The sequence below is a fragment of the Marinobacter sp. MBR-99 genome, assembly GCF_040547575.1.
Classification (GTDB): Bacteria; Pseudomonadota; Gammaproteobacteria; order Pseudomonadales; family Oleiphilaceae; genus Marinobacter.
Genome location: NZ_JBEPPY010000006.1, coordinates 28897 through 41858 on the forward strand (window position 1 = coordinate 28897; position 12962 = coordinate 41858).

Consider the following 12962-nt stretch of genomic DNA (forward strand, 5'->3'; position numbering starts at 1 on the left):
TTTTTTTGTTCTTCGAGCTTACTCTCCGAACGGATGGCGCAGAGTAATGGTCTCCACCCGGTCTGGGCCAGTGGAGATAATATCGATCGGAGCTTCAATCTGCTCCTCCAGGAAGCGGATATAGGCCTTGGCGTTTTCCGGCAACTGGTCCACGGTGGTCAGGCCAACCGTGCTCTCGCTCCAGCCCGGTAGCTCCTCATACACCGGCTCAATATCCTTGTAGCTGTCGCAACCAATCGGCGGACGGGTAATCTCGCCATGCGGCGTCTTGTAGCCAACGCATACTTTCACGGTCTCCAGACCATCCAGTACATCCAGCTTGGTCAGGCAGATACCAGACACACTGTTGATCTGAATGGCGTGGCGCAGGGCCACCGCATCAAACCAGCCACAGCGGCGGGCGCGGCCAGTAGTGGTGCCGACTTCGTTACCTTTTACCGCCAGGTGTTGGCCCATATCGTCAAAAAGCTCCGTCGGGAAAGGACCAGAGCCAACACGGGTGGTGTAGGCCTTGGTAATGCCCAGCACATAGTCGAGGAACATTGGGCCAAATCCGGAGCCGGTGGCGGTGCCGCCAGCGGTGGTGTTGGACGAAGTAACGTATGGATAGGTACCCAGGTCGATATCCAGCAACGAACCTTGAGCACCCTCAAAAAGGATGTTTTCACCACGCTTGCGGTAGTCGTGCAGAATATCGGTGACATCCGCAGACATGGGCAGGACTTCCTCGCCCATCTGCTTCAGTTCGGCCAGGGCAGCGTCAATATCTTCCGCCTCTTCCTTGAAATACTCGGTCAGCACGAAGTTGTGGTAAGACATGATTTCCCGCAGCTTCACTTCAAAGTCTGCCAGGTTACACAGGTCGCCCAGACGTACGCCGCGGCGTGACACCTTGTCTTCGTAGGCAGGGCCAATACCACGGCCAGTGGTGCCAATCTTGTCGTTACCCTTGGCGCGCTCGCGTGCCTGGTCAATACGCACATGGGTACGCAGTATGATCGGGCAGGCCAGGCTGATCTTCAGGCGATCACGCACGGCCACGCCATTAGCCTCAAGTTCACGGACTTCCTTAAGCAGCGCTTCGGGAGAAAGCACCACACCGTTGCCGATCAGGCACTGAACATTTTTCCTCAGGATACCGGAGGGAATCAGGTGCAGCGCTGTTTTCTTGCCCTCGATCACCAGTGTGTGTCCGGCATTATGGCCACCCTGAAAGCGCACCACCGCAGCTACTTTGTCTGTCAGCAGGTCAACAATCTTGCCCTTGCCTTCATCACCCCATTGGGTGCCCAGCACAACAACGTTTTTACCCATGATTCTCTCTCAATTCAGACGAGCCGAAGGCTCAAGTCCTGCACATTTATCCAGTTAAACCGACACCTGGCGATTCAGGCCAGTGCCTCGACAACCCACTTACCATCCTTCTTGACCAACTGACGATCACAACCACGCTCGGCTGGATTGGTGTCAGTGTCATCGGGCAAGGCCCGTACCACGGTTTCCGTCATTCTAAGACCGGAGATAACACCTTCGAGAGTTGGATCCGAGTCCGCAGGCGCCCAGATGGCACCAGATCTTTTCGCCGGACGCTCCCCCAGCGATACCAGAGCGCGGATATCGAGACTGAACCCTGTAGCGGGGCGAGCCCGGCCAAAATCGCTGCCGATGGCATCGTAGCGACCGCCTTTACCTACCGCATCACCATGCCCTGGCACATAGGCTGCGAACACCAGCCCGGTGTGATAGTTGTAACCACGCAGTTCGCAGAAATCGAAACCGAGGCTGACCTCCGGGAAGTCCCGGGCCAGCATCTCTGCCACCCGGCCCAATTGGTCGAGCGCAGCATCCAGGGCAGTCGAGGCACCACTGAGGATTGCACGGGCTTCGGCGAGTGCCTCCACTCCGCCGTTAACCCGGGCAAGCTCCCGAAGGCGCGCACCGCCTGAGCCTGCGGGGCAATCACCCAGAAGCCTGTCCAGCTCCGGCACGGATTTGCGTGCCATGGCATCGAAAACGGCAGCCTCGGTGTCCCGGTCAAAACCTGCGTCGGTGATCAGGCTCTCGTATATGGATACATGGGCCAGATCCATATGCACACGACGCAGGCCGGCAACCCGGAGCGCTTCCAGCATCAGGCTGATAACCTCAAGATCGGCGGCTTCCGAGGCGCTGCCAAACAACTCGCAGCCGGCCTGAATCGGCGTTCGGCCGGTCAGCATATGACGCGGGCGAGTGTGAAGCACGTGCCCGGCGTAACACAGACGGGTGATGCCTTCCTGGCCCAGGGTATGGGCATCAATGCGTGCGGCCTGCGGCGTCATATCTGCGCGCACGCCCATCATGCGGCCGGTCAACTGGTCGGTAAGCTTGAACGTCTGCAACTCCAGATCGTGACCAGTGCCAGTGAAAAGGGATTCGAGGTATTCAATAAGCGGCGGAATAACCAGCTGGTAACCCCAGCGTTGGCAAGTATCCATTACATCCCGTCGCAGGGATTCGATCTGTCCGGCCAGCGGCGGCAAAATGTCTTCCACCCCGTCAGGCAGCAACCAGCGATCAGATACAGTCATGAGATTCTGTTGTCCGTTTTTCCCGCGCCGGCAAACACTCCGGGGGAATGACTCAGGATTTAGGATGCCAGGGGATGAAAAACCCGAAGCAAAACCGGCGAAATTCTACACCGTTGGCAGACACAAAAAAACCGGAATACCGAGGTATTCCGGTTTTTTGATCTTCAGGGCCGATTAGTTGGCGCCCATCGGATCCTTAAGGAAGCGCATGAATGCGCTGTCGGAATCGATCACCATGATGTCATCTTTACCGGAGAAAGTTCTCTGATAAGCCTGCAAGCTACGGTAGAAGCTGTAGAATTCCTCATTGGAACCGTAAGCATCTGCGTAGATCTGGGCAGCCTGGCGATCACCGGCGCCTCGGGTCTCTTCGGCTTCCGCGAAAGCTGTCGCAAGGATGACCGTCTGCTGACGATCGGCGTCAGCGCGGATACCCTCAGCCAGCTCCTGGCCCCGGGAGCGGAATTCCTGGGCCAGCTTCTGGCGTTCGGCGGCCATGCGGCGGTATACGTTTTCACTCACCTGCCCCGGCAGTTCGATGGCCTTCACCCGAATGTCCAGGATCTCGATACCAAATTCGCCGACCACATTGGAATTCACCCGATCACGAAGCGTGTGCATCAACTGATCCCGTTGGCCAGATACCACCTCATGCATGGTCCGCACACCGAACTCATCCCGCAGGCCATTATCAACCCGAGACAAAATCAGCGAGCGGGCGCGGAATTCATCGCCACCGGTGGAACGGTAAAACTGATCCACGTTGCGAATGCGCCAGGCCACATAGGAGTTTACATCCAGCGGTTTCTTTTCCACCGTGAGGTACTGCCGGGATGGAAGATCCATGGTCAACACACGGATATCAAACTCGCGGATCTGATCAATCACTGGCACCTTGAAGTGCAGACCAGCCGGGATATCGGTCTGAACCAGCTCACCAAACCGCAGTTTTACGCCGCGATGGGTTTCAGGAATGATGTAAACACTTGACAGCACAAGCAGGACAACAATCAGAGCGCCTGCAAGGCCCACAACAGCTTTGGGTCCCATAACTTATCTGCTCCTCCGAATGTTTGTGTCCTGACGCGTGCGCAGTTCCTGAAGCACCTGGTCAGCCAGGGTACCGATATCGGCCTGGTTACCGCTACCGGATGAGCGGGAACTGCCGGATGAGCCACCAGTGCCCTGCATCAGACGATCGAGAGGCAGATACATCATGTTGCCGCTGCTCTCGGTATCGATGAAGATCTTGCTGCTGTTCGCCAGCACCTGCTCCACTGCCTGGATGTACATGCGCTCACGGGTAACCGTCGGTGCAATTTCATACACTTCCAGCAACTGGGTGAAACGGGAGCTCTCACCACGGGCGCGTTCAACCACTTCTTCCAGATAGGCGTTGGCCTCTTCAATCAGGCGCTGGGCCTGACCACGAGCTTCCGGCACGATCCGGTTGCGATAGGTTTCCGCTTCTTCCTTCAGGCGCTGCTCGTCTTCCCGGGCACGCTGAACTTCACGGAAGGCGTCCTGCACCGCTGAGGGCGGCTGAGTGCTTTCAACGTTGACACGAACGACTTCGAGACCTGCACCGTATTCACGGAGGAAGCTCTGCAGGCGCTGCTCTACGCGAATAGCCAGTTCAGCACGACCTTCGGTCAGAACCTCATCCAGCGTAGAGCTACCGACTTCGTGACGCAGAGCACTGTCGGTGGCAAACGACAGGGCTTCGTTGGAATCCCTGACGTTGAGAACGTAGTCACGGGCATTGCCTACCCGGTACTGAACCTGCAGATCAACCGTCACCAGGTTTTCGTCCATGGTCAGCATCTGTCCGCTGGACTGGGCTGTACGTACGTTGGTTACACCAACCTTGTAGACCCGATCAATCAACGGCACCTTGAATCTCAAGCCGGGGTTCTCGGTTGTACTGTACTCACCAAAACGAAGCACCACGGCGCGTTCCTGCTCGTCTACGGTGTAGAACGACTGAAAGACGACATAGCCAAGCGCCAGGATGGCTGCCAGCGCAATCACGGCACCGAAGCCACCCGCACTGCCACCGGAGCTGCTACCGCCGGAATTACCTGAGTTACCACCTTTACCACCCAGCATCCTGTTCAGCTTTTCAAGGCCCTTTTTCAGCGCCTCGTCCAGGTCTGGTGGCCCCTGATCATTGCCGCGACGACCGCCCCCGGTTCCCCAGGGATCGTTATCGTTACGGTTTCCACCCGGTTCATTCCAGGCCATAGTTATCTCCGTTCATGTATTATCGAATGGCTGCAAATACTAGGGATTTATCAGCGCCCCGGCAATAGCCTGCGGCTCTCGGACTTATCGAAGTTCCAGCCTGAGCGTCTCTTCCCTGACCCCAGCCCGGCTCAACAACTGCATCCAGTCCCGGTTCTGCAACCTCACCTCCAGCACCGTATCACCAGTCTCCCGGTGCTCTTCACTCAGTACAGACCCTGCCTCATGCAGCAGAGCCCGGAGCTTGCCATCGGCAGGCCCCAGCAGCACAAAATGGTGTACCACGTCCTCAGCCAGCCGCTCAACCAGGGCATCGAACAGTAGGTCGAGCCCCTGGCCCGTTACTGCAGACACCCAAGCCCGGACGGGCACACCCTCCTCGTTCCGATCTATCCTGGGCTCAAAACCATCCAGCAGATCAATCTTGTTGAACACTTGCAGGACGGGAATTTCGTCCGCACCGATCTCTGCCAGCACACTCTCCACCTGTTCCATGTTGTCATCACGACGCTCGTCGTGACAATCAATCACGTGCAGCAGGAGGGTTGCCTGCGTGGTTTCTTCCAGCGTTGCGCGAAAAGCCTCTACCAGTTTGTGGGGCAAATGCCGGATGAAACCGACCGTATCCGCCACTACGACCGGGCCAATATCCGGAAGTTCCAGACGACGCAAGGTCGGGTCCAGTGTTGCAAACAACTGATCAGCAGCATATACGCTGGCGGTGGTGATTCGGTTGAATAACGTGGATTTGCCCGCGTTGGTGTAGCCCACCAGCGACAGGGTCGGAATGTCTGCCCGCTTGCGGGCACGGCGGCCCTGGTCGCGCTGTTTACGGACCTTCTCAAGCCGTTTGTGAATGGACTTTATCCGCTCCCTGAGTAACCGGCGATCGGTTTCAAGCTGGGTTTCACCCGGCCCTCGCAGGCCGATACCGCCTTTCTGGCGTTCAAGGTGGGTCCAGCCCCGAACCAGCCGGGTCGACATGTGCTCCAACTGGGCCAGCTCCACCTGGAGCTTACCTTCATGGGTACGGGCTCTCTGGGCGAAAATGTCCAGGATGACGCCGGTACGGTCCAGCACCCGACACTTGAGCTCCCGCTCGATGTTGCGCTCCTGACTGGGCCTGAGGGCATGGTTGAAAAGCACCACGTCCGCCTCGCTGGCGGCAACGGCATCGCGGATTTCGTCAAGCTTGCCTTCGCCAACAAAAAGCCGGGGGTTGGGCTGCTTGCGGGAGCCTGTCACCATCATCACCGGCTCAACGCCGGCGGAGGTCACCAGTTCCCGAAACTCACCGGGGTCTTCAGTATCATCGTGGGCGGTGAATTCTATGTGAACGAGAACCGCCCGTTCTCCAACGTCAGGACGCTCAAACAAGATAGGTTAAACTCCATAAAAACAAACACCCGCGGCCATTCGAGCTCTCGGGCTGTCCTGGAACGCGGGTGTAGAAACCGGAAACTCCGGAAAGATCAGTCTTCAGACTCACCTTCACCTGCCGGGTTCTGCGGCGGAAGGCGCACATTGCGAGCAGGGACCACAGTGGAAATCGCATGCTTGTAGACCATCTGGCTGACAGTGTTCTTCAGCAGAATAACAAACTGGTCAAAGGATTCGATCTGGCCCTGCAGCTTAATGCCGTTGACCAGAAAGATGGAAACCGGAATGCGTTCCTTGCGCAATGCATTGAGGTAAGGGTCTTGTAAAGAATGCCCTTTTGACATGTGAGTTCTCCTGTTTATAAGTAAGTGCAGATCGTCATTTTTCTGATTTAAATGTGGTGCCAAGGCCGCTTTTTTTCAAGGCATTAACCACCACTTGCGGATCACCGGCGTTCAGCCAGTGAACATTCGGCCATTTTCGCAACCAGGTCAGCTGCCGCTTTGCCAGTTGTCGGGTGGCGGCCACGCCCTTGTCGACGAAAGTCTGGTAATCACAGCTACCCGTCAGGTAATCCCACGCCTGCCGATAGCCAACGCAACGCATCGAAGGCATGTCAGGACTGAGATCACCCCGCTTCATCAGTGCACGGACTTCGTCCAGAAACCCTGCCTTAAGCATAGCCTGAAAACGAAGCCCTATACGCTGATGAAGCTCAGAACGCTCGGCTGGAGCCAAGGCAAACTGGAAAACAGTATACGGCAGGCTCGGGGTTTCGTCTGCCTGCCAACGGGTAAAATACGTGTAATCCTCAATACCTGACACCACCTCCTGTTCAGAAGTTCCCGATTGCGCCTGCCAGATTTCAGAAATGGGTCTGCCCGTCAGGCGAATAACTTCCAGTGCCCGCATCAGCCGCTGGCGGTTATTTGGGTGGATTAGCCCGGCGGCAACGGGATCAAGGCTTGTCAGTTCCCGGTGCAGGTACTCCCAACCGTGCTCTGCCGCCTCCTGCTCGATGCGCGCCCGCAACTCCGGGTTAGCGGAGGGCAAGTCGGACATACCGTGCAACAATGCCTTGAAATACATCATGGTTCCGCCAACCAACAACGGGATGCGGCCGCGGCGGGTGATATCTGCCATCTCGGCAAGCGCATCACGGCGGAAATCCGCAGCGGAATAGCTCTCGGCAGGATCACAGATGTCGATCAGGCGATGAGGTGCTCTGGCCAGTTCTTCGGCATCAGGTTTTGCGGTACCAATATCCATACCCCGGTAAATCATCGCGGAATCGACACTGATGATGTCACATGGGAGCATGTCACAGAGGGCGATGGCCATATCGGTTTTGCCGGAAGCCGTCGGCCCCATCAGAAAGATAGCCGGCGGTAGCGCATGCCCCGGTTGGCGCTCAGTGTCCGACATGGAGTGACTAACGCCCCCTCAGGAACAGTTTGTCGAGTTCTGACAGCGTGACCAGAGTCCAGGTGGGGCGGCCGTGATTGCATTGGCCGCTTCGCTCGGTGGCTTCCATGTCACGTAACAGCGAGTTCATTTCGGGAATGGTGAGTTGCCGGTTTGCCCGAACAGAACCATGGCAGGCCATAGTGCCCAGCAATTCGTGAGTGACGGCTTCTACCCGGTCGCTCTGCCCGTGCTCAATCAGATCCGCCAGCACGTCCCGGACCAGTTGTTCGGTGTCGGCGCCCCGCAGCAGCGCAGGGATTTGCCGCACGGCCAGGGTCTCCGGGCCGATTCGTTCGATTTGCAGCCCCAGGTGTTGCAACTCCTCACCGTGAGTTTCCGCCAGCGCTGCCTCTTTCTGGCTTACCGCCAGTGACAACGGCACCAGCAGGGGCTGACTTTTCAGATCCTGTTCGGCCAGGGCGTTTTTCATGCGCTCGTAGGTGATGCGCTCATGTGCTGCGTGCATGTCGACCACAATAAGGCCGGACCGGCTCTGGGCCAGGATATAGATGCCATGCAACTGGGCGATCGCGTACCCAAGGGGAGGTTCTTCATCGGTGTCCTGCGGCGGTGTGACGGCGACCTGTTGACGGGCATAGTCGGACCGGGAAGCAACACCTCCACCCTCATTCAGGGATTGATAGAACGCCATCTGGTCACTGGCCTTCCATTCCTGCTGCGGCTGGGAAGCCGCCCCACCACTGACACCGCTCCCGGTGGCATAAGCAGCTACAGGCGGCGCCTGATCCGGGAGAGATGCCCCCGTCCCAACTGGATTACCGGCGGGGTTGGCAACAGCTGCCTCTGGCTCGCGCCCAAAAGACTGAGCGACCGCACCTCGCAGATGATCATCCGGGCGAACATCAGCCAGGGCCCGGTGCAGGGTGCGGAAGATAAAATCATGGACCAACCGACCATCCCGGAACCGGACCTCGTGCTTGGTGGGGTGCACGTTGACATCGACGGTGGCGGGGTCCACTTCCAGATAGAGCACAAAGGCAGGGTGGCGGTTGTTGTAAAGCACATCCCGGTAGGCCTGTCGCACCGCATGGGCGACCAGCTTATCCCGAATGACCCGGCCATTCACGAAGAAGTACTGCAGGTCCGCCTGGCTGCGCGAGAAGGTGGGCAATGCCACCCAGCCCCAGAGCCGCAGGCCCGTCGCTTCCGCGTCGATGATAACGGCGTTGTCTATGAACTGCTGCCCGCACAGCGAACCAATCCGCCGCTCCTTGTCGACCTCCGACTCTGCTGGCCGAAGGCTCTGCACCACACGCTGGTTGTGGCGCAGGGTAAAGCCGGCATCAAAACGGCTCAGGGCCTGCCGGCGAATACACTCTTCCACATGATTGAATTCGGTTTTTTCCGTTCGCAGGAACTTGCGCCGGGCTGGCGTGTTGAAGAACAGGTCGCGGACTTCAACGGTGGTTCCCACGGGGTGCGCGGCCGGAGAAATACGGGCATCCATATCCCGGCCTTCCACTTCCACGCGGGCAGCGGCTTCCTGTGCTTCGGTACGGGACGTGAGCGCCAGGCGCGAGACTGAACTGATACTGGCCAGGGCTTCACCACGAAAGCCCAGGGTACCCACAGCTTCCAGATCATCGAGGGTCAGGATTTTACTGGTGGCGTGGCGGCTCAGGGCCAGCGGCAGGTCGGCTTCGTCAATACCCGAGCCATCATCACGCACCCGGATCAGCTTGACGCCACCCTGCTCCACTTCAATATCAACCCGGCTGGCACCTGCATCCAGTGCGTTTTCCACTAACTCTTTGACGACGGACGCAGGCCGCTCCACCACCTCGCCCGCAGCAATCTGGTTGGCGAGCCGGGGTGATAGCAACTGAATGTGGGGCATATCCGGGAACTACCTCTTGATCAGGATGAGGGGATGCGAATGGTTTGCCCTACCATAACACGATCGTCGGTCATCCCGTTAAAGCGCATCAACTCGCTGACGGTGGTCTGGTTCTGCCGGGCCACGCCAGACAGGGTGTCACCCCGCTGGATACGATACCGGCTGACCTGCCCGCCACCTTTCTGGTTTTCTTTCTGCCAGGCCAGGAGCGTACCCGGCGGTGGTGTACGCTGAAAATGCTCATGGATGCCGTCCATGATGGCGTTGGCCAGGCGGTTCCGGTACCACTCAGAGGCCAGGTTCTTCTCCTCTTTCGGGTTTGAGATAAACCCGGCTTCAACCAGTATTGAAGGAATATCCGGAGACTTCAGAACCGCAAAAGCAGCCTGTTCAACACCCGGCTTGTGCAGCTTCGCCACGCTGCCGAGCTTGCCCAGGACGGAACTGCCCACCCCCAGGCTGGCGTTGATACTGGCGGTCATGGACAGGTCCAGCAGAACCCCCGCCAACATGTCGTCCCGGCCGTCCAATGATACGCCACCAGCGCCCCCGATCAGGTCAGAGCGGTTCTCGCTCTGGGCCAGCCAGCGCGCGGTTTCACTGGTTGCCCCCCTCTGGGACAACGCAAAGACCGACGCGCCACTGGGTTGCGGTGTTCGGAAGGCATCCGCATGCACTGACACAAACAGATCTGCATTGTACTTTCGCGCTAGCAAGGTGCGGTTACGCAAGCCAATGTAATAATCTCCGGTGCGGGTAAGTTTGGCGGTAAAGCCCGGCTGTTTGTTGATCAGGTCCGCCAGGGTTTTGGACATCCTGAGTACCACATCCTTTTCCCGCGTGCCTCTCGGGCCAATGGCACCTGGGTCTTCACCGCCGTGGCCGGGATCGATCACGATGATAATATCCCGCTTGCCAGCGGAATCCTGAGTCACCGTAGGGCTGGCCACCCGTTCAAGGCGACTGCCTTTCTCGTCAATCAGGTCGACCACCAGCCGATGCCCGTATTGCTGATTGGGCTCCAACACAAAACTGCGGGGCTTGATGTCGCTTTTCAGGTCCAGCACCACCCTGAGGTCGCTGCCATTGCGCGGCGCGCTGCGGATGCGCTCAATCGGGCTGCCACTCAGGTCCACCTTGCTGAAATCCGCTTTCAGGGAGGTATTTTTCAAGTCAATGACCAGCCGCGAAGGCCCGGACAGTGCAAAAACGTTGTGATCCACGCTGCCCGCGGTATCAAGAACCAGTCGTGTGTGGTCGGGGGCGGGCCAGAGCCGCACCCCCTCAACCTGGGTAGACGCCTGGGCCACACCCGCGACCAGAGCCACCATCAAACACAGAAGCATTCTCATGAATCAGGCCCTATCAGCTCAATTTGATTCAGCAGGGAGGCACCAAACTCCGATCGGGCGCGCAGCACTACCGAGCGACCCTCTCCCTGCCGTTCCAGGTGGATTTCAAGATCAGGCTCCGGCAGAACACCCTCGCCCCGCTCCGGCCATTCAATCAGACAGAAACTACCGCCCGAAAAGTAATCACGGATTCCCATGTACTCAAGCTCTTCGGGATCACCCAGCCGGTAAAGGTCGAAATGGTAAACCGGCGGGTTCAGATCTTCATAGGGTTCCACCAGGGTATAGGTGGGGCTTTTAACGGCACCCACATGCCCGAGCCCTCTCATTACCCCACGGCTCAGGGTGGTTTTCCCCATGCCCAGATCGCCATCCAGGAACACCACAATCCCCTGACCGGAAGCCTTCACCAGCCCGGCAAGCTCACCGCCCAGGCGTTCTGTTTCCGCTTCACCTTCCAGAAACAACCGGCGTTCATTGCCGAAAATACTCATAAAGTCTCCCGGTCGTCACCACTGTTCACTTGTTCTGCATCACGCAATACCTTTGGCAGGGTGCTGATCACATCTGTGGGCGTCAGCCCCATATAGCCAAAGGACTGCACCGCAAGGTCGGCCGCAGCCAGATGCAGGGCTGCGGCCATTACTGTGGCCTTTCGTGGCTCTTTCAGCTGTGCCAGCAACGCGCCGGCGATGCCGGATAAAACATCGCCCATGCCCCCGGTAGCCAGGCCCGGATTACCACCGGGAACAATCACCGGAAGTGCCGAGTCACTGGCGATCACGGTACCCGCCCCTTTGAGTAACACCACCCCGCCCAGCGTGGTTTGCAGCCGGCGGGCCGCAGAGACCCTGTCCGCCTCAATGTCAGCAACATCGCACCCCAGCAACCGGGCGGCCTCACCAGGATGAGGCGTCAATACATGGCTATCAGACACCACAGGTACCCGCCCGGCCATCAGGTTGAGCGCATCAGCATCCAGCACCCTAGGCAGCCCACTTTGCTCCACCTGTTGCAGCATCTGCTGCCCCCAGGCCGACTTACCCATGCCAGGCCCACACACCACCACATCGGCCTTGGCCAGCAGTGGTGGTAGCTCGGAGCCATGAATCAAACCGTGTACCATCAATGATGGGCAACGGGTAAGCGCAGCCGTTACGTGTTCCGGACGCGTAGCCAAAGAAACCAGCCCGGCCCCGGCCCGGGACGCCGCCTCGGCAGCCATGATACCAGCGCCGCCAAAGCCCCGATCACCAGCAACCACCAACACGTGACCAAAATGCCCCTTGTGGGCATCAAGCCGCCGGGCAGGCAACTGAGCTTTGCACTGGGCCCAGGCCTGCAACCGGGCAAGGGGTTGCCGACCACTGCCAGAGATATCGTGGCCAGTATCAAGAGCCTCAAACACCACCTTGCCGCAAACCCCGGCCCCAACACCGGTATACAAGCCCGCCTTGGCGCCAATAAAGGTCACCGTTACACTGGCGCGAATCACCTCACCGGCCGCGGAACCGGTTGTGGCATCCAGCCCAGACGGCAGATCCAATGCCAACACTGGCAAGCCGGATCCATTAACCTGCCGAATCACACCGGAAAACGGCTCCCGGGGCTCGCCAGTCACCCCTGTACCCAACATCGCATCCACCACCAGGGTTGCAGACCCCAGGTGGCTCTCCAATCCGCCTTCGCCCAGTTCGCCAACATCGTCAACAGGAACACCTTCCGCCCGGGCCCGATTCAGCGCGTTAAGCGCATCCCCGGTCAACTTGCCCGTCGGTGCTATGGCAATGCAACGAACAGGAATACCATGCCTTTGTGCATTCGCCGCCACCAGATAGCCATCACCCCCATTGTTACCGGCACCGCAAAGCACCAGGACGGACTCAGGGGCAGACCAGTGGCGCAACAGCTGGCGAAACGCCGCCCGGGCGGCGGCCTGCATCAACTCGAAACCATCAACGCCTTGCTGATCAATCAGATACCGGTCTATCGCTCGCACCGAGTCGGCGGAGTAAAGCGCTTCTGGTAGACTGTTCGCATTGCGCATTGGCATTCGCCGAAGCTCCCGCTAAAGAAACCGGTTTAAGAAAA

At 58.6% G+C, this 12962-nt stretch carries 11 protein-coding genes; all 11 read right to left on the reverse strand.

Annotation, left to right across the window (positions count from 1 at the left end):
- Nucleotides 1–18: 18 nt before the first annotated feature.
- Complete coding sequence (locus tag ABIE59_RS06545) at nt 19–1314, reverse strand: adenylosuccinate synthase (RefSeq protein WP_354445381.1); 1296 nt, start codon at nt 1312–1314, stop codon at nt 19–21.
- 74 nt (nt 1315–1388) lie between these two features.
- Nucleotides 1389–2570, reverse strand: coding sequence for an ATP phosphoribosyltransferase regulatory subunit (locus ABIE59_RS06550; RefSeq protein WP_354445383.1), 1182 nt, complete (start codon nt 2568–2570; stop codon nt 1389–1391).
- A gap of 174 nt (nt 2571–2744) precedes the next feature.
- Complete coding sequence (gene hflC / locus ABIE59_RS06555; RefSeq protein WP_354445385.1) at nt 2745–3620, reverse strand: protease modulator HflC; 876 nt, start codon at nt 3618–3620, stop codon at nt 2745–2747.
- A 3-nt stretch (nt 3621–3623) separates the two neighbouring features.
- Nucleotides 3624–4814, reverse strand: a complete 1191-nt coding sequence (hflK, locus tag ABIE59_RS06560) for an FtsH protease activity modulator HflK (protein ID WP_354445387.1) — start codon at nt 4812–4814, stop codon at nt 3624–3626.
- An 84-nt stretch (nt 4815–4898) separates the two neighbouring features.
- Nucleotides 4899–6191, reverse strand: a complete 1293-nt coding sequence (gene hflX, locus ABIE59_RS06565; protein WP_354445389.1) for a ribosome rescue GTPase HflX — start codon at nt 6189–6191, stop codon at nt 4899–4901.
- Nucleotides 6192–6286: 95 nt separating this feature from the next.
- On the reverse strand, nt 6287–6538 hold the full coding sequence (hfq, locus tag ABIE59_RS06570) for an RNA chaperone Hfq (RefSeq protein ID WP_058092070.1): 252 nt from the start codon (nt 6536–6538) through the stop codon (nt 6287–6289).
- A 34-nt stretch (nt 6539–6572) separates the two neighbouring features.
- A complete protein-coding gene (gene miaA / locus ABIE59_RS06575; protein ID WP_354445392.1) occupies nt 6573–7619 on the reverse strand; it encodes a tRNA (adenosine(37)-N6)-dimethylallyltransferase MiaA in 1047 nt (348 codons plus the stop codon).
- A 7-nt stretch (nt 7620–7626) separates the two neighbouring features.
- Complete coding sequence (mutL, locus tag ABIE59_RS06580; protein ID WP_354445394.1) at nt 7627–9519, reverse strand: DNA mismatch repair endonuclease MutL; 1893 nt, start codon at nt 9517–9519, stop codon at nt 7627–7629.
- A 20-nt stretch (nt 9520–9539) separates the two neighbouring features.
- Nucleotides 9540–10871 (reverse strand): N-acetylmuramoyl-L-alanine amidase, encoded by a 1332-nt coding sequence (locus tag ABIE59_RS06585; protein ID WP_354445396.1) that lies wholly within the window; start codon nt 10869–10871, stop codon nt 9540–9542.
- Nucleotides 10868–11365 (reverse strand): tRNA (adenosine(37)-N6)-threonylcarbamoyltransferase complex ATPase subunit type 1 TsaE, encoded by a 498-nt coding sequence (gene tsaE, locus ABIE59_RS06590; RefSeq protein WP_354445398.1) that lies wholly within the window; start codon nt 11363–11365, stop codon nt 10868–10870. Before tsaE ends, ABIE59_RS06585 begins: the two co-directional genes overlap by 4 nt.
- Complete coding sequence (locus ABIE59_RS06595) at nt 11362–12924, reverse strand: NAD(P)H-hydrate dehydratase (RefSeq protein WP_354445400.1); 1563 nt, start codon at nt 12922–12924, stop codon at nt 11362–11364. The genes tsaE and ABIE59_RS06595 overlap by 4 nt, the downstream gene beginning before the upstream one ends.
- Between the last annotated feature and the right edge of the window lie 38 nt (nt 12925–12962).